18 protein-coding genes, 1 pseudogene and 1 riboswitch are annotated in these 22,908 nt (G+C 56.5%); of the genes and pseudogenes, 13 read left to right on the top strand and 6 right to left on the bottom strand.

The features are described from left to right. Positions 1 to 11: 11 nt before the first annotated feature. The 4 genes from A7E78_RS04580 to A7E78_RS04565 all read right to left on the bottom strand — a co-directional run bounded on the left by A7E78_RS04580 (position 12) and on the right by A7E78_RS04565 (position 7,238). A complete protein-coding gene (locus A7E78_RS04580; protein ID WP_072283126.1) occupies positions 12 to 1,334 on the bottom strand; it encodes an efflux RND transporter periplasmic adaptor subunit in 1,323 nt (440 codons plus the stop codon). 21 nt (positions 1,335 to 1,355) lie between these two features. Next, positions 1,356 to 2,705 (bottom strand): TolC family protein, encoded by a 1,350-nt coding sequence (locus A7E78_RS04575; protein WP_072283125.1) that lies wholly within the window; start codon positions 2,703 to 2,705, stop codon positions 1,356 to 1,358. A gap of 917 nt (positions 2,706 to 3,622) precedes the next feature. Then, the gene (locus A7E78_RS04570; RefSeq protein ID WP_072283124.1) at positions 3,623 to 5,797 is read right to left on the bottom strand and encodes a heavy metal translocating P-type ATPase; all 2,175 of its coding nucleotides are present in this window, start codon (positions 5,795 to 5,797) and stop codon (positions 3,623 to 3,625) included. 305 nt (positions 5,798 to 6,102) lie between these two features. Next, positions 6,103 to 7,238 (bottom strand): IS3 family transposase gene (locus A7E78_RS04565; protein ID WP_418361391.1). Its coding sequence is split into 2 segments (ribosomal slippage): positions 6,103 to 6,983 and positions 6,983 to 7,238, totalling 1,137 coding nucleotides; the frame shifts between segments, so codons are not numbered across the junction. 329 nt (positions 7,239 to 7,567) lie between these two features. After that, positions 7,568 to 7,682, top strand: a riboswitch (SAM riboswitch). A 108-nt stretch (positions 7,683 to 7,790) separates the two neighbouring features. On the opposite strand from A7E78_RS04565, the gene A7E78_RS04550 reads away from it, so the two are divergent. The 3 genes and pseudogenes from A7E78_RS04550 to A7E78_RS15305 all read left to right on the top strand — a co-directional run bounded on the left by A7E78_RS04550 (position 7,791) and on the right by A7E78_RS15305 (position 11,448). Further along, positions 7,791 to 8,948 carry a trans-sulfuration enzyme family protein gene (locus A7E78_RS04550; RefSeq protein ID WP_201258034.1) on the top strand — a complete coding sequence of 386 codons (1,158 nt, stop codon included), beginning with the start codon at positions 7,791 to 7,793 and terminating at the stop codon, positions 8,946 to 8,948. Between the two features lie 47 nt (positions 8,949 to 8,995). Beyond that, positions 8,996 to 10,162 (top strand): trans-sulfuration enzyme family protein, encoded by a 1,167-nt coding sequence (locus A7E78_RS04545; protein WP_072283120.1) that lies wholly within the window; start codon positions 8,996 to 8,998, stop codon positions 10,160 to 10,162. 731 nt (positions 10,163 to 10,893) lie between these two features. Next, positions 10,894 to 11,448 (top strand): annotated as a pseudogene (locus A7E78_RS15305) (DsbA family protein). Positions 11,449 to 11,584: 136 nt separating this feature from the next. Here A7E78_RS15305 and cadR read toward each other — a convergent pair. Further along, positions 11,585 to 11,992, bottom strand: a complete 408-nt coding sequence (gene cadR, locus A7E78_RS04530; RefSeq protein WP_072285046.1) for a Cd(II)/Pb(II)-responsive transcriptional regulator — start codon at positions 11,990 to 11,992, stop codon at positions 11,585 to 11,587. 123 nt (positions 11,993 to 12,115) lie between these two features. On the opposite strand from cadR, the gene A7E78_RS04525 reads away from it, so the two are divergent. From A7E78_RS04525 to lnt, 10 genes are all read left to right on the top strand, one after another. After that, positions 12,116 to 14,509, top strand: coding sequence for a heavy metal translocating P-type ATPase (locus A7E78_RS04525; protein ID WP_072283117.1), 2,394 nt, complete (start codon positions 12,116 to 12,118; stop codon positions 14,507 to 14,509). Between the two features lie 18 nt (positions 14,510 to 14,527). Next, on the top strand, positions 14,528 to 15,022 hold the full coding sequence (gene lspA, locus A7E78_RS04520; RefSeq protein ID WP_145924844.1) for a signal peptidase II: 495 nt from the start codon (positions 14,528 to 14,530) through the stop codon (positions 15,020 to 15,022). A 47-nt stretch (positions 15,023 to 15,069) separates the two neighbouring features. After that, positions 15,070 to 15,765, top strand: coding sequence for a DUF1573 domain-containing protein (locus A7E78_RS04515; RefSeq protein WP_072283115.1), 696 nt, complete (start codon positions 15,070 to 15,072; stop codon positions 15,763 to 15,765). A gap of 11 nt (positions 15,766 to 15,776) precedes the next feature. Further along, positions 15,777 to 16,526 (top strand): cytochrome c biogenesis CcdA family protein, encoded by a 750-nt coding sequence (locus A7E78_RS04510; protein ID WP_072283114.1) that lies wholly within the window; start codon positions 15,777 to 15,779, stop codon positions 16,524 to 16,526. 23 nt (positions 16,527 to 16,549) lie between these two features. Continuing rightward, on the top strand, positions 16,550 to 17,344 hold the full coding sequence (locus A7E78_RS04505) for a right-handed parallel beta-helix repeat-containing protein (protein ID WP_072283113.1): 795 nt from the start codon (positions 16,550 to 16,552) through the stop codon (positions 17,342 to 17,344). Positions 17,345 to 17,417: 73 nt separating this feature from the next. Continuing rightward, on the top strand, positions 17,418 to 18,365 hold the full coding sequence (locus tag A7E78_RS04500) for a hypothetical protein (RefSeq protein ID WP_072283112.1): 948 nt from the start codon (positions 17,418 to 17,420) through the stop codon (positions 18,363 to 18,365). A 72-nt stretch (positions 18,366 to 18,437) separates the two neighbouring features. Continuing rightward, positions 18,438 to 19,208, top strand: a complete 771-nt coding sequence (locus A7E78_RS04495; protein ID WP_072283111.1) for a DsbC family protein — start codon at positions 18,438 to 18,440, stop codon at positions 19,206 to 19,208. Positions 19,209 to 19,313: 105 nt separating this feature from the next. Beyond that, positions 19,314 to 19,844, top strand: a complete 531-nt coding sequence (locus tag A7E78_RS04490; RefSeq protein WP_072283110.1) for a TlpA disulfide reductase family protein — start codon at positions 19,314 to 19,316, stop codon at positions 19,842 to 19,844. A gap of 4 nt (positions 19,845 to 19,848) precedes the next feature. Next, the gene (locus A7E78_RS14910) at positions 19,849 to 20,121 is read left to right on the top strand and encodes a hypothetical protein (RefSeq protein WP_145924843.1); all 273 of its coding nucleotides are present in this window, start codon (positions 19,849 to 19,851) and stop codon (positions 20,119 to 20,121) included. Further along, a complete protein-coding gene (lnt, locus tag A7E78_RS04480) occupies positions 20,088 to 21,641 on the top strand; it encodes an apolipoprotein N-acyltransferase (protein WP_072283108.1) in 1,554 nt (517 codons plus the stop codon). Before A7E78_RS14910 ends, lnt begins: the two co-directional genes overlap by 34 nt. Positions 21,642 to 21,826: 185 nt before the next feature. Here lnt and cysK read toward each other — a convergent pair whose 3' ends face one another. Further along, entirely contained in the window at positions 21,827 to 22,780 is a 954-nt protein-coding gene (gene cysK, locus A7E78_RS04475) for a cysteine synthase A (RefSeq protein WP_072283107.1), read from the bottom strand. Positions 22,781 to 22,908 lie beyond the last annotated feature (128 nt).

Here is a 22,908-nt window from a genome sequence, read left to right as displayed (position 1 = left end):
TTTACCTCTCCTTAGTGGTTGTGGCCGTCGCCGAAAGCGCCCTTGGACAATTGAGCCTTGAGGGTGAAGGCCCCCTTGCTTACAAAGCTCTGCCCGGCCTCTAGCCCGGAGAGGATTTCCACCTGGGTGGCGCTTTCCCGCCCTGTCTGAACCGGTCTGGGTTCGAACCCATCTTCGTCTTGCACGAAGACAACCGTACGGTCTTCGACGGTCTGCAGAGCGCTTTTGGGCACGACAATCCCAGCGGGCGTGTTGGCCACCGCCACTTGGGCGGTCACAAAGAGGCCTGGGCGCAGGGTGCCGTCGGGATTAGCGAGAACCACGCGAGCCTTGGCTGTGCGGGTCGCCTCACCTACCAGCGGACCGACCCAGGCGATCTCCCCGGTCTCCTCAGGGATTCCATGGCCGACCTGGATCACTACGGTCTGCCCCTTGCGAATTTGGGCCAGGTCTTTTTGGTAGACGTTGATATCGACCCACACCGAGGAGAGGTCGGCGATGGTGAAAGTCTCGGAATCCTCGTTAACACTTTCGCCCAGAGTCAGGTGTTTCTCGATGATGGTGCCAGCAAAAGGGGCCCGGATTTCGTAACGGGTGTAGGTGGCATCAGGATGGCGAGGGAGTTTCTTGAGATAGGTGTCAGAGAAGCCTAGGGCATGCAGTTTCTGCTTTGCTGAATTCAGTTCTATGCGCGCCTCGGCCAAACCCTGGCGGGCATCGAGGTATTCCTGCTCGCTAGTGACCTTTTTTTCCCACAACCGCTCCTCGCGCTTAAAATTGGCCCCGGCCAAGTTCCGGCGCTCGCTGGCCGCCAAATAGTCCGCCTTGGCATCGGCCAGTTCGCGGCTTTCGATTACTGCCATCACGTCACCAGCCTTGACCGAATCACCAAGGCTTTTTTTTGCTTCGCGTACGATTCCGGCTACCCGGGGGGCTACATGGGCGAGGCGGTCGGCGTTAAGCACGATCTCGCCTGGCAGTTCTGCATACTGGTCAAGGGGGCCAGTTGAGGCAATGGCCAGCTCGATGCCGAACTCCTTGAGTTCCGCAGCAGACAGGGACACCACGTCTTCACCGTGCTCCTCATCCCCTTCATTGCCCCTGTCCTTTTCATGCCCGTCCTGTTCTTCTTGGTGGGTGCTGTGATCAGGCTCCGCATGGTCGTCTTCATTTTTCTTGGCAGACAAGTTTTCCTGGTGTTTTTCTTTCCCATGGTTTTCGTGGTCATGAGAGGTTTCGGCCTGTCCCACCGCAAGTGTCGGCCACCATGTTGTAGTTCCGAAGGCGAGAGCGCCTACAAAAAATGCGGTAATAATCAATGGTCTGGTCTTCATGTATTCACCTCAAATCATATTTTATTTGTTTGCAGATTTCAGAAGGTCGTGCAGCGGCGAACCGATCAGGCGCTCTACTTCTATACGTGACTGATGATAGGTCCCCAGGGCCTGTAGGTACTGCCCTTTGATCTCGAACAAGGTACGCTGGGCATCAAGCATCTGCAGAAAGTTGAACTTGCCTTCTCGGTAGCCGAACTCAGACGCTTCGAAGGCGCTCTGGGCCGCGGGCAGGATCTCATCCCGCAGTGTGGTGGCCTCGGCGTGAGAGGCGGAGAGACTCTGATAGGCTTCGGCAAGGCCAGCCAGCGCTTCGGTTTCGGCGGCCCGGCGCTCATGGCGGGCTTTCTCCAAGGTTGCCCGGGCTTGTCGGACGCCCCCCTGGTTGCGGTCAAAAAGTGGAAGTGGTAGCTCGAAACCTGCCACCAGAGCATTACTGTCTGACTCCTGGAAGTTGCGGACCCCCAAACTGAAGGTCAGATCAGGGATGGCTTGAGCGCGGGCCAGGTTGACAGCCGCCTCGCCCTGATTAATTTCGGTGTCCCAACGGGCCAGGTCAGGGTTGTTTTTCAGTAAGGAGAAAAACTCCTCTTCGGTGGGAACAGGATTGATAATGGCCAAATCACCGATAGCCTGACGGAATTCAGGTTGATCCGTACCCAAAAAAGCCACTAGGCGTTCCCGAGTAGCTTTAAGTTCGCGGAGGGCCTTGTTCGCCTCGGTGCGGGTTTTGGCTAACTCGACCTGTGCGCGAGTCTGCTCCAACGGCGGCACCTTGCCAGCTTCGACTCGTGCGGTAACAGCAGCAAGGGTCTGCTCAGACAGCCGGACCAACTCTTCGGTTTGGGTCTGACGTTGCTGGGCGGCCAGTACTTGAATGAAAGTTTTGGCAGTGCTGGCGAGCACGTCAAGATTTTTGGTTTGGTAGTCCCAGCCAGCGAGGTCTTTTTCCATAGTAGCAACTTGGTAACGCTTGCCACGCTTGCCACCCAGTTCGACCATCTGAGAAAGGGCGATGGTAATCTCGGCGCCATCAAAGCCTTCCAGTTCGTTTTCGCCCGAGAAGTTTTCTACTTCCACAGCGAGATCGGGGTTGGGTAACAGACCGGCTTGTAGAGCAGCGGCGTTCTTAGCGTGAATTTCTTCAGCAAAGGCGGCCAGACTTGGATTGTTTTTTATTGCCAGAGCCAAGGCCTCGGCCAGGGTAAGCCCAACATGACTTTCGTCGGGGGAGTTGAGATTGTTAAATGAAATGTCCTTAGTGCTGGTGGCCTTAGGCGTTACAAGAGGCACTGAGGCCGATTGGGCCCAGGTGATTCCTGTAGTTGTGAAAAGGCATAAGCCTACCAGCACAGAGAGTCTAAAACGCATGGTTTCACTCCTTGTGGATAGCTGATAACTTCCTGACAAACAAGGTTAGTTATTTTTATTGTGAAAATAAAATGATAGATACCGGTACGGTGCGATCTGTCACCGGCGGGTTTTTCAGAGATGAGCAGGGGAGGGTATTAAATTATCAGGACAATTGTGCGCAGTGCCGCCAGGGTTTGTGGCGGCGGCTGTGGGGCGTGTAGGAGATGGACGGGTATCTGGTGAGCCGGAGAGAAATAAGGTGTTGCAGTAGCTGACAGAGAAAGAACAGGAAGGTTATAAAAAAATTTGTGAGAGCTATGAGCAAGCTCTTGGGACAATGAGACGTCCTGGCAGGTTGATATGGCCCCGTCTTCAAGAGAGAGGGTAGGTATGCTGCCATTGGAGAGGGTAGTGGAGATGTCACATTTTGAGTAGCACTGACCTGCCGGATTATACTCAACGTGAGAATATCCCTCCGGTTCATAGCAGGCGATTAGAGCGCTCGCGCCCCCTGCACCTAAAAACAGGTATGCAAGCGCCAGGGTCAATGAAATTAATTTTCGGAGAGCAGGATTACGCATCGGGCTTTTCCTAGTAGGTAGATGTGTAACTAATATCCGAAATTGGGTCAAAAATCAAGTGGGCAGGTAGGCTTTTAATGTTTTTGAACAACATTGTGAGGCCAGCAGCCCCTGCCACCAGATGTTGAGATTATCGCAAAGGGCACCGAGAAGGTGCCCAATAAAGCCCAGGCTCTGGTCAGTAAAAGCCTGGGCCATGTCAATCAAAGAGTTCCGCCCCCAACTAGCCCAATTCAAAACCTAGCGGTTCTAGTAGGGGAGATTTAATGGACTGACTCTCCCTCCTGATAATCAATTTTTGTGGCCAAGTATGGCTGAATGACAATCACAGGACAGCTTAAGTGATGGTGTCGTTCAGTTTGAGTTTGCTCTGTTCAGCAATCTCAAACTGTTGAAAACCACCAAAAGGGTGGCTCCAGTGTCGGCCGCGATTGCCATCCAAAGCGACGCCAGGCCAAACAGTGTCAAGACAATGAATACCAGCTTGAGCCCTAGGGCAAAGATGATGTTCTGCTGGATATTCCGCAAGGTGCGGCGGGAGTGGCGGATTAGCCACGGCAGTTTCGACAGATCGTCAGACATCAGCGCCACGTCAGCAGTTTCCAGGGCTGCATCGGTACCCATCGCGCCCATGGCGATACCGAAAGTCGCCGATGCCATCGCCGGCGCATCGTTGACGCCGTCACCGACCATGGCTACCTCTTTGTATTCTCGAACGAGGTGCCCAATTGCCTCTACCTTATCCTCAGGCAGAAGTTCACATCGATACTCATCGATGCCGGCCTCCATCGCGATGGCCTTGGCTGTACCTTGATTATCTCCGGTGAGCATAATGACCCACCTCACTCCAGCTTTTTTAATGTCCTTGATGATTTGAGAAACATTCTCACGCAGGCTGTCGGCAATACTGATCAGCCCGCAGATATGGGTGTCGTTGCCGATGGCGACTACGGTGTGTCCTGCATCCTCCAGTTCCTCCGCTTTAGCATGGATTTCCGGAGTTTCCTGACCTTTTTCATGCATCATGCGGTGGCTGCCGATCCAGAACTGCCTGCCACCGATACTACCTTCTCCGCCCTTGCCACGAATGGCCTGATAATGTTCGGCCGGGATAACTTCGACGCCCAATTCGCGAGCCTTTTGCAGGATCGCGCGAGCCAGAGGGTGCTCGCTGGCTGCCTCCAGAGCCGCCGCACGCTCCAGAAGCTCCCGTTCGCTGTGTCCGCTGAGAGGTACTATTTGCTGTACCTGCGTTTTTCCTTGTGTGAGTGTTCCCGTCTTATCCAGGGCAAGAACTTTGATTCGGCCCGCCGTCTCAAGGAAAATGCCCCCCTTTATTAGCACACCGTTACGGGCTGATGCCGTTAGGGCCGAAACGATACTTACCGGTGTGGAGATCACGAGAGCGCATGGACAGGCAATCACTAGTATGACAAGAGCGCGATAAACCCCTTCCGACCACGATGCCATCGTCAGCAGAGGTAGAAGAACTGCTAGGGAAACGGCTAGGATCATCATGGCCGGGGTGTAGTAGGCGGAGAAGCGATCTACCCACTGCTGGCTGTGCGCCCGCCGTGACTGCGCGCTTTCGACCATGTGAATGATCCGCGCCAGGGTCGTATCGTTGGCGGCCCTGGTGGTTCGGAACTCCAGCGCGCCGTCCTGGTTGATGGTCCCGGCATAAACCTCGTCTCCGAGTTGCTTGGAAACCGGCATGGATTCACCAGTAATCGGGGCCTGATTCACCGAGGATATGCCTTTGACTACCTCCCCATCCAAGGGAATCTTCTCGCCCGGGCGGACGTGGACAATGGCGCCAAGGGGGACGTCCTCCACAGGTTTTTCGTGGATAGTTCCATGATCCGGGCATAGATAACGGGCCGTGGGAGGTGACAGGTCCAGAAGCGCGCCAATCGCGTTGCGTGCCCGCTCGACGCTCCAATGCTCGAGCAACAACGAAAGGGCGAACAGGAAAGCCACCGTCGCCGCTTCAAACAACTCGCCAATGATGATTGCGCCGACGACAGCCACAACCATAAGGAAGTTCATGTCGGGCCGCAGGCGGCGGGCTGCCAGCAGGGCCTTGGGAATGACGTACCAGGCGCCGCAAGCAACCGAGCCGAGGTAGATTAGATACACGGGCAACGGAAAGGAGTGTTCGGCATCATGACCGCCAGCAAAGGCATCCAACAGGTTGCCGTGCATCACCCAATGTGTGAGAAATGCTGCCAGCAGGAGCATGCCGCTCACGGCGGTCATAATAAGCCGTCCGTGTCGGATCCAGAACGGTTCCTCTTCTCCCTCAAGGCGCCGCTCCCAAGGCGTGGCCTTCATGCCCGTCGCATCCACCGCCGCAACGATCTCACTGGCGGACAGCGCGTCGGCGTCAAACTCCACCGACATCCGGGCATTGAGAACATCGAACTCCAAGTCGATCACTCCCGGCTTTCCCCCTACTTCCCGCCGAAGGATCGTCACCTCTTCCGAGCAATCTAAACCCTGGATTCTGTAATCAATTCGTCGTGGCATTTATATCCTCCTGCGGACCGACCTCACTGAGACTCTGGGACAGGTTTTTTATTTTCTCTAGGTCATAACCCTTGAATTTTAACAGTGTAATAGCTCGGTGCAAGAAATTTACCTCTCAGCCAAAACACCCCTTTTCTGTATCTGATAAAGGGTGAGTTGAAGGAATTCGCAGGCAGCGCCAATTGCATTCAATTTTTTTGGGGATAGGTTTCAAAGAACTCATAATGCGAAGATAGCTCAAACTGGGAACATAAATACCACACAGTTCGCTCAAAACTAGGCTGGGGGTAACGCCAGGGTGAGCCTCACCCGTAACCTGGACAGACCAAATGTAGGGATTTCGGGCTTCCGTGTTGTTCCCGGAACTGTGCCGGGGTTAAATTTCCCAGCGATGAATGCGGGCGAAACCCATTATAATCTCTCCGCCAAGCATCGACCTTTTTCTTGGCATCGTCAATTGAAAGAAACCAGTTGGTGTTGAGGCATTCATCGCGAAAGCTTCCGTTGAACGACTCAATCAAAGCGTTATCTGTCGGTTTTCCCGGCCTGGAGAAGTCGAGAGTGACTCCGTTTTCGTACGCCCACTTATCCAGATCCTTGGAAATGAATTCCGAGCCGTTGTCGACCTGAATCCTTTCAGGGCAGCGATCCGTAAAAAGGCGTAGCCTCTCCATGGCCTGAACGATATGCTTCCCCTTAATTGCCCGATCCACATGGATGGCGAGGCATTCACGACTCAAATTATCGACGACAGTTAAGACCCTGATTCGGCGGCCATTAAACAAGTTGTCGGCCACAAAATCCATGGACCAGTACTGATCGATCTTAGAGACTTCGGGCCGCTGCACCCGATGGGCTGCCGCCACGCGGCGCCTCGGTCTTTTGTGTCGCAGGTTCAGGCCTTCTTCACAATAAATTCGATGGACGCGCTTATGGTTGACGTGCCAGCCCTCACGTCTTAAAAGCACATGGATCCGCAAATAGCCGTAACGAATCCGGGTCGCGGCAATCTCACAGATACGCTGCTGAAGAACCCTATCATCCTTGACCGATTTATAGTAGTAGACCGAGTAGTAGACCGAGCGTTGCAGGCCCACGACCTCACAGGCCCTGCGTTTGCCAATACGATAGGCCAGTTCAAGTCTATCCACCTGGCGGCTCTTTTGGGCTGGTTTTAGAACTTTTTTGACAGCACATCCTGCAGCATCTGCTTGTCGAGGCTCAGGTCGGCTACCAGCTTCTTGAGCTGCGGATTCTCTTCTTCAAGCTGCTTCAGCCGCCGCAGTTCGCTGACACCAAGGCCGCCGTACTTCTTCTTCCAACTGTAGAAAGTGGCTTCCGAGATACCCATCTTCCGGCAAACTTCAGCCACCTTGGTGCCTGGCTCTGCCTGCTTGAGCGCAAACGCGATCTGTTCATCGGTGAATTTTGTTTTCTTCATGGCAAAACGTCTCCTCTCCCAAAGGGTCATTTTGCCCGAAAATTTCAGTTTTGACTCGTCCTATTTGGGGGGGGAGGTCATGTCAGCCTGCAGAAGCGCAAACGCAATCTGGCTATCGGTAAAACGTGACCTTTTCATAAGCAAAATCCCTCCTGTGGTGAATGATACCCAACAGGCGCTTTTTCGCAGTATATTTGGTCTGATTTGTTGGGATGACGCCAGGAAAAACAAGGAAAACGATAAACAAACTAACTGGATGCCCGATAAAAATACTTGACACAACTGGGTTGGTCAGCATAGATTTTTAAGAATAGTAAAAGCAAGCAGCGTCTTTATGGAGAGTGGCGGAGGGACAGGCCCGATGATGCCACAGCAACCGGCTCGCGATGTGCGAATGTCAGGTGCTAATTCCTGCCCCCGCGGGTTTGGGGGGAAAGATGAGGACGGTGCTTCTCTGGACCGTTCCTTTTTACGGTTGGTCTTGATGAAGCCCCTTCTCAGTGATTTTAGGAAGGGGCTTTTTGTATGCGGCGCAATAAAAAGGGGCAGAATATGACAGAAAACAAGCAGGATTTGAGTCTGGAAAGCCGCCTGGTGCAATGCGGAGTCGGCCGTGATACTCATACCGGCGGCATCAGCCTGCCGATCTATCCCAGCACCACCTTTCGGCACCCGGGAGTAGGGGAGAGCACCGGCTTTGATTACACTCGCTCGGGCAACCCTACCCGCCAGGTGCTGGAAGAAACCCTGGCCGACCTCGAAGGCGGAGCGCGCGGCCTGGTTTTTGCCTCGGGCATGGCGGCCCTGACCACACTGTTTCTGCATTTTTCCGCCGGTGACCACCTGGTTGTTTCCCGGGATCTGTACGGCGGTACATATCGGGTTCTTGGCCAGGTGTTCGCCAAGCTCGGCGTGATGGCTAGTTATGTGGATACTACCGACGCGGCAGCGGTGGCGGCGGCGATCCGGCCCCAGAGCCGCGCCCTGCTTGTGGAAACCCCCGGCAATCCCCTGCTGGGGGTCGCCGATCTGCAAACCTTGGGAGAACTCTGCCAGAACCACGGCCTGCTGTTCATCGTTGACAACACATTTCTGACGCCGGTGTTGCAGCGTCCCCTGGAGTTCAGTGCCGATGTGGTAGTCTATTCAGCCACCAAGTACTTTGGTGGCCATAACGATCTGTGTGCCGGAGTGCTTATTGCCCGCACCGCTGAACTTGGCGAACGGCTCTATTTTTTGCAGAACTCCACCGGGGCCATCCTCCCTCCCCAAGATTGCTGGCTGTTGCTGCGCTCTCTCAAGACTCTGTCGTTGCGCCTTGAGCGGCACTGCCGGAATGCCCTGGAAGTGGCACATTGGCTGCACGGGCATCCTCGGGTGAAGGAGATTTATTATCCCGGTCTGCCCGGCCATCCCGGCCATACCTTGTCCCTTGAGCAGACGCGCGGTTTTGGTGGCATGCTCTCGTTCCGGGTCGATTCGCCAGCTACCGCGCGCCAGGTCCTCAAAAAACTGCGGTTGATCAGCTTTGCCGAGAGCTTGGGCGGTGTCGAATCCCTCATGACCCTGCCGGCGGTCCAGACCCATGCCGACATCCCCGAGCCTGAAAGACTGAGGCTGGGCATCTGTGAAAGTCTGCTGAGGTTGTCGGTCGGCATTGAAAACCCTCAGGACATTATTGCCGACCTGGCCCAGGCGCTGGAAGGCTGATTGCTGAGTGTGAGTGCGTTAGATTTTTTTCTTGGCGAGGTATCTACATGACTGACTATTCAAGCAACCATTCCGATGGCCTGCGTCCCGCCACCCTGTTGGTGCATCAGGGCCGGGACCGAGATTCCTTTACCGGCGCGGCGACGGTGCCCATCTATACGGCCTCCACCTACCATCAGCATGGCGGCCGGGATGGGGCTTACGATTATGCGCGCAGCGGCAATCCCAGCCGGGAGCAGGTCGAAGATGCCATCGCCCTGCTGGAAGGCGGGACGGCCGGCTTTGCCTATGCCTCGGGTATGGCCGCGATTGCCGGTGCGCTGGCCCTGCTCGACAGCGGCGACCATCTGCTGGCTTCATCGGATCTGTACGGTGGGAGTTACCGTTATCTGAGTACCGTCCTGCCGCGGCAGGGCATCACCGTCGATTTTGTCGACACCACCGATGCCGCGAAGTTTGCGGCGGCGATCCGCCCCGAGACTCGGGCCATCTTCATCGAAACGCCCTCCAATCCCCTGTTCCGCATCACCAGTTTGCGGGCCATGGTGGAATTGGCCCAGCATCACAACCTGCTGACCATCCTCGACAATACCTTCATGACGCCGCTCTTGCTGCGCCCTCTCGAACTGGGCGTTGACGTGGTGGTCCATTCCGCCACCAAATTTCTCGGCGGGCATTCCGATCTGCTGGCCGGCCTGGCGGTCACCGCCGATGCCGATCTGGCCCGGCGCCTGAAACATTACCAGAATGCCGCCGGCAACGTACTGGCACCTTTTGACGCTTTTCTGCTCAGTCGAGGCATGAAGACCCTCAAGATCCGCCTGGAAGCGGCCCAGGCCGGTGCCGGGGTGCTGGCCGAACGGCTTAGCCAGCACCCCGCTGTCCAGCAGGTTCTCTATCCGGGACTGACCGATTTTCCGCACCGGGCGCGGCATTTCGCGCAATCTTCCGGGCCGGGCGCAGTGCTGTCCTTTATCTTGCGCGAACCCGCCCGAGTCGCCGGACTGCTGAAACGGGTGCGCCTGCCTATCATCGCCCCGAGTCTCGGGGGGGTCGAAACCATTCTCACCCATTGCTGGTCCATGTCCCACGCCGCCGTGCCCGATGATGTCAAGGCGAGCATTGGTCTGTCCGCAGGCCTGTTGCGGCTGTCCGTGGGTATCGAAGATGTTGAGGATTTGTGGCGGGATTTGGAGCAGTCTCTCGAGGGGTAAGGCAGAGAAAAATCACTGCTTGCTCAATTGCAATAGGTGAGGTGCTGATCGGACTTACACTTGAAACCCATGCCGGAGGCCCGGCCGCAGAGGGTTTACAAGGTGACTGAGCTGAAATAGTCACTGAGAACGACCGCTCCTTCCTTCCACACGGTCTGGGTGACATTGGCTGGACAGGGGGCACTTGTTTTCGGGCCTATAACCCAAAAAAAAACGTTGTGACATATTCTGTCGTTCGCAGATGTTGTCCTTTTTTCATTAAGTGGGGAGGGGGGGGGAAGGTCATGAATTTTGAGGTGTTACGCTGTCACTTCCAGGACGAAGGGAGTTGCCGGGCGTTTTTTGAATCCGTTACCTGGCCCCATGCCCCGTTTGTCCCCGTTGCCAGGGGAAGAAAGCTTGGCAACTTCGCAGATACAAAGTCCGAGAGGGGTTTTACGAGTGTGCCGAGCGCGGCAAGCAGTTTGCCGTGACTACCAAGCCCCCCTTTCACGGCACCAAGCTGAGCTTATGGAACTGACTTCATGAGCCCCACTCCCTATGAAGCCGATCGCTCTTGGGAAAGGTTCTGAGCCATGGTCTTTCCCTGGAGCATTTATTCGATTACGAGCTTGAAGGTTGAACGTACATTGTTTTCATAAAAACTTCTTACATCTTTCTATATCCGGCAAAATGGAGGTCATGATGAAAAGCCTGCTCGTCATACTGACCCTGTTGCTTAGCGCTAACAGATGACTCTGCTGGCACTGCAACCGGTGGTGTCGCTCAAGACCGCCGGGACGCCTTTTCTGGGTGCGCCTGAAGCTCCGATAGAGATTGCCGTTTTTGATGATTTTGAGTGTTCCTACTGCGCCCGGGCCGTTCCGTTGTTCAAGCAGGTCTTAGAAACCTATCCTGGTAAAGTCAAACTGGTGTTTAAGAATTTCCCCCTGGGAATGCACAAAAATTCCCGTGCTGCAGCTACAGCGGCGCTTGCCGCAGAGCGGCAGGGAAAATTCTGGCCACTGTACGATTTGCTTTTTGAAAATTACAACAAACTGAATCCGCAAAAAATCCATGAACTGGCCGAATAGCTTGGTCTCGATATGGCGCGGTTTGATCAGGATCTTAACGATCCGGTTCTGCAGCAGGTAATCAATGCGGACCTGCAGGAAGGGCAGAAGGTTGGCGTGCGCGGAACTCCGACGATCTTCATCAACGGCCGGCTTCTGCAACAGCGTAACATCACCGGCTTTGCGCAGATGATTGAAGCGGAGCTGGCAGAACAAGTGGCCGCAAAGAGGTAAATCTTAGTCCGATGAGGTTCAGCTCCGTTGTCGTGTCCTGGGGCAAAGGGACTATTCTATTTTCATTGGCGTTGTAGCGGATTGGTGCATGGGCTTCCGGTGGGATGATCACGGAAAAAAACGGCGTGACACTCTATCAGTCTGAGGCAAATCCTGATGAGTCGAGCTCTTGCAGAATCCCGCATTGTGCAACAGTTTGAGCTCCGCTGCAGAGCTGGCGTAGAGAATCAAGTTGATTCCTCAACTGCTGCAGCTCTGCGATGCGTACGCCGATCTGCCGGATATGCCCATCGAGGAATGCGCTGACTGCGGAGCAGTCGTCCTGCGGCGTGTCGCGGATCTGCAGAAGCCGCCTGATCTCGTCAAGCGTCATATCGAGCGAACGGCAGCGGCGGATAAAAAGAAGGCGCTCGACATGCATTTTGCCGTACAGGCGGTAGTTGCCGGTACTGCGCGGAGGTGGCGGCAACATTCCTTTCTTTTCGTAGAAGCGGATTGTCTCCACCCGGCAAGCGGTTCGCCTGGCCAATTCTCCAATTTTCATTTCCGGTTTCACGGGGCAAAGCTCCTTTTGAACTTTATCGGACTTGACTCTATAGTAACTTCAGGGTGCTAAATAATCAAGAGAACAGAGAAATATAGAAATATTTCCCAAAAGGAGTTGCCGATGAGTGGATGCACATCCGATGGCTGCGGTTGCCCGAGCGCTTCAATATCCTCCCCCGAGCTTCTGGGTTCGGGTGAAAGCCATGTGGTTTACCGGATCGAGAATATGGACTGCCCCACCGAGGAGGCGCTGATCCGCGACAAGCTTGGCAGGCTGCCCGGGGTGGCGGAGCTGGAATTCAACCTGGTGCAGCGTACCCTTGCGGTGACCCACCGACTGCCATCGCCGGAGCCGCTGGTAGAGGCGCTGGCCGCCATCGGCATGCAGGCGGTCCGCGACACCCTGTCTCCGGCGGGACAGACCACGGTGCTGGGCATCGCCAAGATGGATTGCCCCACCGAGGAGGGTCTGATTCGCGGCAAACTGATCGGAATGCCCGGTGTCGTGGAACTCGATTTCAATTTGGTCCAGCGCACCCTGACGCTGCAACATGCGCCCGAGGCGCTGCCCTCGATACTGGCAGCGCTGAAGTCGCTCGGCCTTGAAGCGCAGGTCCAGGGCGGGGCGGTGGGCGGGGATGTTTCGGCGCCGGCCGACCCGGTCAAAACCAACTGGTGGCCAATGCTCGTCTCGGGTGTTTCGGCCACCGCCTCCGAGATCGTGTACTGGTGGAACGGCGGCTTTCATTGGGCGGTTGCCGCGCTGGCGCTGCTGGCGATTTTCAGCGGCGGCCTGGCCACCTACAAGAAAGGCTTTATCGCGCTGCGCAACCGCAACCTGAACATGAACGCGCTGATGTCGATCGCGGTGACCGGAGCGATGCTGATCGGCCAGTGGCCGGAAGCGGCGATGGTCATGTTCCTGTTCGCGCTGGCGGAGATCATCGAAGCGAAATCGCTGGACCGGGCGCGCAACGCCATCCGCGGGCTGATGGACCTTGCCCCGGAGACGGCGACCGTGCGTCAGCCGGACGGTAGTTGGGAGGAGGTCCCGGCGAAAAGCGTCGCGCTCGACACGGTGGTCAGGGTGAAGCCGGGCGAACGGATCGCTCTGGACGGCGAGATCGTCGCGGGTAGTTCGACCGTCAATCAGGCGCCGATCACCGGCGAGAGTCTGCCGGTGGAAAAAAGTGAAAACGACCCGGTGTTTGCCGGCACCATCAACGAGTCCGGCTCCTTCGAGTATCGGGTGACGGCGCTCGCCGCGAACACCACGCTGGCGCGCATCATCCATGCCGTAGAGGCCGCGCAAGGCAGCCGCGCCCCCACCCAGCGCTTTGTTGACCAGTTCGCCCGGGTCTACACCCCGGCGGTCTTCGCCGTCGCTCTGGCCACGGCCCTGATCCCGCCGCTCGCCTTCGGTTCGACATGGATCGACGCGATCTACAAAGCACTGGTGCTGCTGGTGGTGGCCTGCCCTTGTGCCCTGGTTATCTCCACCCCGGTGACCATCGTCAGCGGTCTGGCGGCCGCGGCGCGAAAGGGGATTCTCATCAAGGGCGGTGTCTATCTCGAAGGCGGCCGCAAGCTCGCCGTGTTGGCGTTGGACAAGACCGGTACGATCACCCACGGCAAGCCCGAGCAGACCGATTTCGCTCTGCTCGTCGGTGACGAGCAGAGCGTGCGACGGTTGGCTGCCGGCCTGGCGACCCGCTCCGACCATCCGGTCTCGCAAGCCATCGCCCGCGCAGCACTGGAAGCCGACCTGATCCCGGATGTCGCAGACTTTGCCGCCATCCCCGGTCGCGGCGTGTGCGGGGTGATTGATAGCCAGACATATCACCTGGGCAATCACCGGTTGATCGCCGAACTGGGGCTGACGACATCGACTTTGGAAAAACGGCTCGACAAGCTGGAGCGGCAGGGCAAGACCGCCGTAATGCTGGCGACCCAGGGTGAGGTGCTGGGGCTGTTCGCGGTGGCGGACACCGTCAAGGAGAACAGTCGTCAGGCGGTCGCGGAGCTGCATGCGCTAGGCGTCAGGACGCTGATGCTGACCGGCGACAACCCGCATACTGCTGAGGCGATAGCCGGGCAGGTCGGCATCGACGAGGCGCGCGGCAACCAGTTGCCGGAAGAGAAGCTGGAGACGGTCGAGTCGCTGCTCGATCAGACGGGCACCGTCGGCATGGTCGGCGACGGCATCAACGATGCCCCGGCGCTGGCGCGCGCCGATATCGGTTTCGCCATGGGCGCCGCTGGCACCGACACCGCTATAGAAACCGCCGATGTGGCGCTGATGGACGATGATCTGCGCAAGCTGCCGGCCTTTTTACGCCTGTCGCGCACCACTGCGGGCATCCTCACGCAGAACATCGCGTTCGCGCTGGGGATCAAGGCGGTGTTTATCGCCCTGACCTTCACCGGCCATGCGACCATGTGGATGGCGGTGTTCGCCGATATGGGTGCCAGCCTGCTGGTGGTGTTCAACGGCCTGCGTCTGCTGCGTAAATGAACCTGAACGCGGAGAAACATGATGGCTGTTGATAACCCGCGCACGAGTGCTACCGCCATTGCCTGGCGCTGGTGGGCCCTGGCGATAAGTGTGGCGGCGGCCGATCAGCTCACCAAGCTCGCCGTTTCGACGTTGATGTACTACGGCCAGAGCATTCCGCTGACCGGATTTTTCAACCTGGTGCATGTCTGGAACACCGGGGCAGCGTTTAGCTTTCTCGCCGATGCGGGCGGCTGGCAGCGCTATTTTTTTATCGTGATAACCCTTGGCGTGTCGATCGTTCTAATATTCATGCTGTGCCGCCCGCGACCTAGGGCCGAGGCGCTCGGCTACAGTCTGGTTCTGGGCGGTGCGCTCGGCAACGGCTTCGATCGTGTCGTACGCGGTTATGTCGTCGACTCTCTCGACTTTTACTGGCGAAGCTGGCATTGGCCGGCGTTCAATATTGCAGATTGCGGTATCGTGCTCGGGGTGTTCTGCCTGTTATGGACTGCATATCGCACTCCAGGCTGACAGTAACTACCAGAACCATGAAATTTACATAAAGAAAGGAGACGATCATGTTGCGTCAATTTATCGCCGGTCTCATCCTGTTTGCGAGCCTGCTGGCCGGTCATGCTTGGGCTGCGCCCCAAATTGTGGTCGAGCAACCAACCTTCGATTTCGGGGAGGTTCCCCAGGGCGAAAAGGTCGGTCACACTTTCAGTTTCAGCAACAAGGGCGATGAACCGCTGTTGATCGAAAAAGTGAAAAGTTCTTGTGGCTGCACTGCTGCCCTGTTGTCGGCCAAGACGCTGGCTCCGGGCGAGAGCGGCGAACTCCAGGCGAATTTTGACAGCACCCGGTTCCGCGGTGCGGTGACCAAGACTATTTCCCTCTATAGCAACGACCCGGCGCAGTCGGTCATGCAACTGCATGTCAAGGGGATCGTTAGGGAGGTGCTTTCCGTGGTGCCGGCCCAGATCAACCTGGGGGCGGTCACAACGGGAAAAACCGCAGTTTCCCAGGCGACCCTGAAAAACCAATCCGATGGCGATCTTCGCTTGGAGAACGTGCAGACCAGTTCTCCCGATCTGGTTGTGAAGCTGTCTGAAGGAAGGTTGCCTGCAGGGCAGAGTACAGTCATGGAAATCCAACTGACCTCAAGGCCCGGCCAGAACCGTTTCCGCGGGTATGTCGTCATTCCGGCCCAAGGCGCGATTAAGTCCGATCTGCGAATTCCCGTCTATGCCGGTAGCCGGCAACAGACAGACTGAGGAGTGAAAGCATGGAAACCGGCACCGACCTGACCTTCTGGATCGCACTTTCCGCAGGGGCGCTCTCGTTTTCCTCCCCCTGCGTGCTGCCGTTGATCCCTTCCTACGTCACCTATATTACCGGCTTGACCTTCGGCCAGCTTCAGGAAGCCCACCCCGGCGTCAAGGCGCGATTGACGGTTCTGTCCCACACACTTGTCTTCATCCTGGGTTTTTCCACCGTTTTTGTTACTCTGGGCGCGATTGCCGGGCTGGCCTCCCACGCCTTTCAGTCATCCGTCCGTGCGGGCCTGGAGTGGTTGCGGATAGGCGGCGGGCTTCTCATCTTCCTGTTTGGTGTTCATTTGAGCGGCCTGTTCCATTTCGGAATCTTGCTCGGGGAAAAGCGGGTCCGAATCCCCAACAAGCCCAAGGGGGTTATGGGAACCTTCCTGGTGGGGGTGGCCTTTGCCGCGGGCTGGACCCCCTGTATCGGCCCGATCCTGGGCGCCATTCTGGCCCTGGCCGCTGGTACCAGCGGGAGCCCCGGAAAAGGGGTGGTTCTACTGAGCGTCTATTCGGCTGGGCTGGGCATCCCCTTTTTGGTCTCCGCCATGCTCTTTCACAGTTTTCTCTCCGCCTTCAAACGCTTCCGTAAACATATCCGGTTGGTGGAAATCTGCACCGGGGTCATGATGATGCTGGTCGGGGCGATGCTCTTCTTGGATTATTATGCCCGGCTTACGGGTTACCTTTTCCAGTGGTTTCCGGCAACCGGCTGAGGAAGGTCAGGAGATTTGAAAACATGCGAATGACTGTAAAAATAGCATTCCTGGGGTTGCGGCTGAGCTTTTTGGCCTCCTGCGCCATCTCTCCCCAGGGGAGAGCCGCTCCGCTGTCCGGTGTCGTTTCTGGCGAGACCCGCTGGCAGGGGACTGTCTCCATCGACGGTGACCTGGGCCTGGAGGAGGAGGCACGACTGGTCATTGCCCCCGGTACCGAGGTGTTTTTTCTGCCGCCTGCCGAAGGCAAGGATCTTTTCACCCCACGCCCCAACTTTCCAGGCAGCGAACTGATCGTCCGGGGAACTCTCATCGTCGAAGGAACCGCCGAGAAACCTATCACCTTCCGCTTCGTGGATCCAGATGCGCCTGCCGGGAGCTGGGGCGGAATCAACCTGCGCGAGAGCCCAGAGGTCCGCTTCCGTTTTGTCCGCATCACCCAGGCCAACAGCGCCATTCACAGCCACAATTCAAAAGCCGTCATTGAAGCGTCTCGGATCGTGAACAACTTGTTCGGGCTGCGTTTCAACTCCACCGAGTTCCTCATCCGTAACAATCCATTTCGCGACAACGGTACCGCTATCCGTTTCCAATTTGGCGCCCCGGTGATTCGCAACAATCTCATCACCGACAATGAAAAGGGGATTTTCATCACCTCTTATCCCAGCGAGTATCGCATAGAGGGGAACAACATCGTCGGCAACCACCGCTACGCCGTGGTGCTCGGCGAGGAGGTGCCGGACGATGTGCAGATGGCGGGCAACTACTGGGGTACCGACTCGCCCATCTCCCCGCCCGGGGTTTCCTGGCCGCCTTGAGTTCCCACCCTGTTCGAACGGCCTGTAGTAACCGGCGTCATTGCTCGAGACAGTACAAAACAAGGAAAAAGGTATGCACATCGACAAATTGAGCAAGGCGAAGGTTGCGTTGCTGGTTTGCAGCCTCCTGGGTGGGTTCTATTGTCTGCTGAATGCTGCCGGGGCGGAGCTGTTTTGTGGCACCCGGGGATGTGAAATCTATGCGGGATACGGGCTGTTCGGCCTCTCTTTTTACATCTACGGTTTCGCCGGATTTCTGGGGATTTTTCTTTTGACTCTTTGGTATCCAAGGCGAGGTGCCCATCTGCTGCTGTCGGTTGCCGTCGGACTGGCCCTGCTCTTCGACACCCTGTTTCTCATCTACCAATCCCTCCTCTGGCCCTGCTCCAACTGCCATGTGGTTGCCTTACTGATAGGGCTGACGGCGTTCTTCGCCGTGTTCGGTCTGGACTTACCGGGGCGGAAGGTTCTGATCGGGACCGGCCTTCTCTGGTCGGTTTTTTTCCTCTTTGTCGGCCTTGCGGTTGTCAAGGAAGTCGCCTTTTCACCCTGGCCGATCTACGGATCCGCCGAGGCCTCGGTCAAGGTCTATTTTTCCCCGACCTGTCCGGCCTGCGAGGAGGCCGCCCGGAAAATCCTCAACGACCCGCAGGCCGCAACCGAGACGGCCTTCTACCCCATCGCCAAAAATTCCACGGATGAAGCCAGGCTTGCCAGGCTTCTCCGGAATCCGGGTCCTATGATCAACGTTGCAGATATGCTCGGGCTTTTTGAGCAGGAACCGGACCATCCGGCAAAGCTCTCTGTCAGGGAGAAGTTTCTCCTGTTCTGCAACAAAATGGCCCTGGCCAGAAGCGACGCGACCAGAGTCCCCCTGATCGTTTCCCCGAGCATCATAGAGATCGACAGCTTAGATGTTGGCCTCTCCCTGCCGATAGAAAATCTTTGGGGACGCCCTGTGGGAACGACGCCCGACGCTGGCTGCTCGGCCTTTACAGATGATGAGGATTGTGAAGAATGACCAGCGCCTATCCCCATCGAAATCTAACGACTATCGCAAATTTTACAACTCAACAGGATATGGAGGAGTACAATGCGAATTACTATTTATTTTATGTTTGGCCTTTTTCTCTTCGTTTCACCGGCAGGTGCATTCAAACAGTTGAGCTCAGAAAAGGCAGACTGTCGTAGCTGCCACACGTTAACAAAGACCGAGGCGAAAGAGATTTTTACCGGTTTTCAAGGTGAATTATTGTCTGTAGAACAGGCTGAAATGCCCGGATTCTGGGAAATCGGTATGAAAGTAAATAACCAGAATATGCCGCTATATCTTGACTACTCCAAGTCCTACCTGGTCAGTGGCAACATCATACGGTTAAAAGACAGGAAGAACCTGGCCGAAGAAAGCTACCGAAAACTCAACCCGGTTGATCTGTCTCGCATTCCAACCGACGATGCGTTACTTCTCGGCAACCCGGAGGCGGCAAAGAAGATCATCGTCTTCACCGATCCCCACTGCTCCTACTGCGTCAAGCTCCACGAGGTAATGAAAGAAGCCGTTGAAAAACGTTCTGACCTGCTGTTTCAGATCAAATTAATGCCGATCAAGCCGAGCTCGAAAAAAGTTGCGGAAACAATCGCCTGCAACGAGTCGATGGAGCAACTCGAAGCCGCCTTTGCCAAGAAAGAGATCCCGGAAGCAAGCTGCGAAAGCAAGGTCATCGAACAAAACCTGGCCGTCGCAAAATCTCTTGGTATCCGGAGTACCCCGGCCCTGATTCTGCCGAATGGACAGATCGCCACTGGTTATAAACCGCTGAATGCACTGCTCGAAATAATTGATCAGACGGTTGTGACGAAGTAAGCAGCGTGGCCGTTGTTAGCTGCTTCGATCATGCATGAAAAGACCCGATTTAGATATCGCAACTTTTCATGACGAAATATCCTTCAACAGTGAAAGTGGTCAGTTATGCGTTATTTGGTCTTGATTGTCTTGCTCGTGTTGGTAGGCGGTGGAGTCTACATTTATTCCAACCTTCCTTCAACGACGACGGTGGTTACGATGGCAGTGGTTGCCGGCGATGTCGCCCCTGACTTTCAGCTCGAAGATACAAAAGGCAACAGAGTCAGCCTGTCTGACTTGCGCGGCAAGGTTGTTATGGTGAATTTCTGGGCGGCCTGGTGCCCGCCATGCAAGGAAGAGATGCCTTCGATGGAGAAACTCAACAAGATCATGGCAGGTGAAGATTTTGTCATGCTGGCGATCAATACCGAAAAAGACGGCCGCTCTACCGTGCCGGTATTTTTAAAGAACAATCCGCATGATTTCACCGTTCTTTATGATGACAAGGGGACAGTGCAGCAACAATACGGCGTTTACAGGTTCCCCGAGTCCTTTATCATCCGCAAAGACGGCACAGTCGACAAAAAAGTTATTGGCGCCATCGACTGGGCCAGCCAGAAAACGATCGCCTATTTCAAAGAGTTGGTCAAAGGATAACCGATTGCCACAGCAAGCATCAGACGTCACTTACTGGATAGCGTTTACCGCCGGGATTCTATCCATCAATCAACTTGGTGAAGTGCATCCCGATGCCAAGGTCCGCCTGACTGTTTTGCTCCACACCCTCTGCTTCATCTTTGGATTTTCCGTTAATTTCATCCAGCTTGGCGCGATTGCCAGCATCACCTCCGGCCAGATCCAGGCAACCCGCCGACTTCCGCTCGAAAGAACCCTTGAAGCATGTCCCGATTTCTGCCTGACCGCACAACCCTAGGCGCAGCCCTTTCCGGGCTACTGCTGGCGCTGGCCTTTCCCTGGGCCGACTTGGAGAGTCTCGCCTGGTTCGCCCTGGTGCCACTCTTTTTAACCATGGAAAGGCGACCGTATCGGAGCGGATTCGTTGCGGGGGCGGTATTCTTCGCGGTGATCCTCTACTGGCTGAACATCGCCATGACCACTTATGGACGGATGCATCCGCTCTTTTCCTTCGCCGCCTATGTGCTGTTGGTCCTGTATCTGTCTCTTTTCTGGGGCGCCGCCACCTGGGCGGCCTGCCGACTGAAAAACAAACTCGACTACCCCCTGCCCCTGACTCTTCCCGTGCTGTGGACGGCTCTGGAGTTTCTGCGCTCGTTTCTTTTCACCGGTTTCCCCTGGGCCACCATCGGTTATTCCCAACAGAACCATCTGGTCCTCATCCAGTCGGCGGATCTTTTCGGGGTTTACGGGATCAGTTTTCTACTGGTTCTTTGCAACGCCACCCTGGCCCGCGTTGCTGCGGCTTGCAAAAACGGTAAGAAGCACTTCTTCCCCAGGAGGGCGGTGGTCTGCACGCTGGTTCTTTTTCTTCTGAACTGGGGATACGGACAGAAGTGCCTCAAAAACAATCCGGAGGCCAGGGAGAATACGATTACCGTAGCTCTGGCCCAGGGCAACATTGATCAGTCCCTCAAATGGAACCCGGTCTATCGAAGCGAGACTGTCGACATCTACGAAGAGCTCTCCCTGGGCGTAGCACAGGCCAAAGGAGCGGACCTTGTTATCTGGCCCGAGAGTGCCACGCCCTTTTACTTTCAGGAAAATAGTCCTCTCGTCGAAAAAGTGCGGGACACCGCCCGCGAGACGGGCGCCTATCTCCTCTTCGGCAGTCCGGCCGTTGAAACGGTTGATGGACGGCAAAGATATCTGAACAGCGCCTTTCTTCTTTCCCCGTCCGGAGAGAACCTCGGGCGCAGCGACAAGATCCATCTCGTGCCTTTCGGTGAATATGTGCCACTGAAATCACTATTCCCCTTCATCGACAAGCTGGTGGCGGGGATCGGGGATTTTTCTCCCGGCACGGTCAGCCCCTTGTCCATGAAAGATCATCAGATTGGGGTACTGGTGTGCTTCGAGGGGATTTTCCCTGAACTGGCCCGCAATTATGTGCGAAAGGGGAGCGATCTATTGGTCAACATCACCAATGACGCCTGGTTCGGGCGCTCCTCGGCACCGGATCAGCACCTGGCCATGACCCGCTTCAGGGCCATCGAAAACCGGATCTGGGTCGCCCGGGCTACCAATACAGGAATCTCGGCCTTTATCACCCCTTCCGGCAGGGTGCAGGGAGAAACACCGCTGTTCAAGAAGGCGGTGACCGTGGCCCGGGCCGGCCTGGGGGCAGGGAACAGCCTCTATACACGTTTCGGCGATGTTTTCCCCGGTCTTTTTCTGGCCATCAGTATCCTCTGGTTGGTCCTTTCTCGCAGCCCTTACGGGGCAGGTTGTCGTGCCAGAGGGGCTGGCGGTCGATAATGATGATCTCGGTGCCACGGAGGCGATGCTTTTCGCCCGACTTGAGGGTAGGGCTGGAGCGCAGGTCGCAAACGGCCTGTGCCGTTACGCCGTATTTAAAAGAGATGCCCGTGGAAATTCAGCCCCAAGCACAAAGAGCCGGAGGCTAAGACCTCCGGCTCTTTGTGACCAGATCTAGGCCAGGATCAGACGACCCCTTGGAACAGTGCGCTTGAGAGATAGCGCTCGCCCGAGTCGGGCAGGATGACCACGATCTTTTTGTTCTGGAACTCGGGTTGCGCGGCCAGGCGGGCGGCCACCGCCGCCGCCGCGCCGCAGGAGATGCCGGAGAGGATCCCCTCTTCCTTGGCCAGGCGCCGGGCGAAGTCGATGGCCTCATCGTTGCTGATCAGCTCCACTCGATCGACCATCGACAGATCGAGGGTCTCGGGGATGAAGCCGGCACCGATCCCCTGGATCTTGTGCGGCCCGGGATGCAGATTCTCGCCAGCCAGTTTCTGACTGATAACTGGGCTGTCGGCGGGCTCCACCGCTACCGAGAGGATCGATTTCCCCTTGATCTGCTTGATATAGCGGGAAACGCCGGTGATGGTGCCGCCGGTGCCGACGCCGGAGACCAGCACGTCAATCTCGCCGTCAGTATCTTCCCAGATTTCGGGGCCGGTGGTCCGTTCGTGGATCGCCGGGTTCGCCGGATTCTTGAATTGATGCAGCAGCACGTACTTGTTCGGATCGGACGCGGCCAGCTCCTCGGCGGCAGCCACCGCGCCGGTCATCCCCTTTGCGCCGGGGATGAGAATGAGGTTAGCACCGAAGGCCTTGAGCACCTTACGCCGTTCAATGCTCATGGTTTCGGGCATTGTCAGGGTGATGGGAATGCCACGGGCGGCAGCGACAAAGGCCAGGGCGATGCCGGTATTGCCGCTGGTCGGTTCGACGATCTCCTTGCCGGGTCCGAGCAGCCCCTTCTGTTCGGCGTCCCAGATCATCGAGGCGCCGATGCGGCACTTGACCGAGTAGGCCGGGTTGCGCCCCTCGATCTTACCGAGGACGGTGGCACCTTCGGGAACGATGCGGTGTAGGCTTACCAAAGGGGTGCGGCCGATGGAAAGTGAGTTGTCAGTGTAAATACGGGGCACAGAGTGATTCCTTTCTGTATGGGGTAAAGTTGCTCGTTCTCGGATCAGATCAAACATAGATTCTGCGGAAGAGGCAGTTTCCTCATAATATCGTCATCTCTATTGAAGCCAGAAGAAAAAATCCTCTC

Source organism: Syntrophotalea acetylenivorans (assembly GCF_001887775.1).
GTDB lineage: Bacteria > Desulfobacterota > Desulfuromonadia > Desulfuromonadales > Syntrophotaleaceae > Syntrophotalea_A > Syntrophotalea_A acetylenivorans.
This window is presented reverse-complemented; position numbering and strand designations above follow the sequence as displayed.

What these genes read in the sequence shown, in the direction of transcription:
- A7E78_RS04580 (WP_072283126.1), bottom strand. Translation starts at nt 1,334, where the DNA reads ATGAAGACCAGACCATTGATTATTACCGCATTTTTTGTAGGCGCTCTC.
- A7E78_RS04575 (WP_072283125.1), bottom strand. Translation starts at nt 2,705, where the DNA reads ATGCGTTTTAGACTCTCTGTGCTGGTAGGCTTATGCCTTTTCACAACT.
- A7E78_RS04570 (WP_072283124.1), bottom strand. Translation starts at nt 5,797, where the DNA reads ATGCCACGACGAATTGATTACAGAATCCAGGGTTTAGATTGCTCGGAA.
- A7E78_RS04550 (WP_201258034.1), top strand. Translation starts at nt 7,791, where the DNA reads ATGACAGAAAACAAGCAGGATTTGAGTCTGGAAAGCCGCCTGGTGCAA.
- A7E78_RS04545 (WP_072283120.1), top strand. Translation starts at nt 8,996, where the DNA reads ATGACTGACTATTCAAGCAACCATTCCGATGGCCTGCGTCCCGCCACC.
- cadR (WP_072285046.1), bottom strand. Translation starts at nt 11,992, where the DNA reads ATGAAAATTGGAGAATTGGCCAGGCGAACCGCTTGCCGGGTGGAGACA.
- A7E78_RS04525 (WP_072283117.1), top strand. Translation starts at nt 12,116, where the DNA reads ATGAGTGGATGCACATCCGATGGCTGCGGTTGCCCGAGCGCTTCAATA.
- lspA (WP_145924844.1), top strand. Translation starts at nt 14,528, where the DNA reads ATGATGGCTGTTGATAACCCGCGCACGAGTGCTACCGCCATTGCCTGG.
- A7E78_RS04515 (WP_072283115.1), top strand. Translation starts at nt 15,070, where the DNA reads ATGTTGCGTCAATTTATCGCCGGTCTCATCCTGTTTGCGAGCCTGCTG.
- A7E78_RS04510 (WP_072283114.1), top strand. Translation starts at nt 15,777, where the DNA reads ATGGAAACCGGCACCGACCTGACCTTCTGGATCGCACTTTCCGCAGGG.
- A7E78_RS04505 (WP_072283113.1), top strand. Translation starts at nt 16,550, where the DNA reads ATGCGAATGACTGTAAAAATAGCATTCCTGGGGTTGCGGCTGAGCTTT.
- A7E78_RS04500 (WP_072283112.1), top strand. Translation starts at nt 17,418, where the DNA reads ATGCACATCGACAAATTGAGCAAGGCGAAGGTTGCGTTGCTGGTTTGC.
- A7E78_RS04495 (WP_072283111.1), top strand. Translation starts at nt 18,438, where the DNA reads ATGCGAATTACTATTTATTTTATGTTTGGCCTTTTTCTCTTCGTTTCA.
- A7E78_RS04490 (WP_072283110.1), top strand. Translation starts at nt 19,314, where the DNA reads ATGCGTTATTTGGTCTTGATTGTCTTGCTCGTGTTGGTAGGCGGTGGA.
- lnt (WP_072283108.1), top strand. Translation starts at nt 20,088, where the DNA reads ATGTCCCGATTTCTGCCTGACCGCACAACCCTAGGCGCAGCCCTTTCC.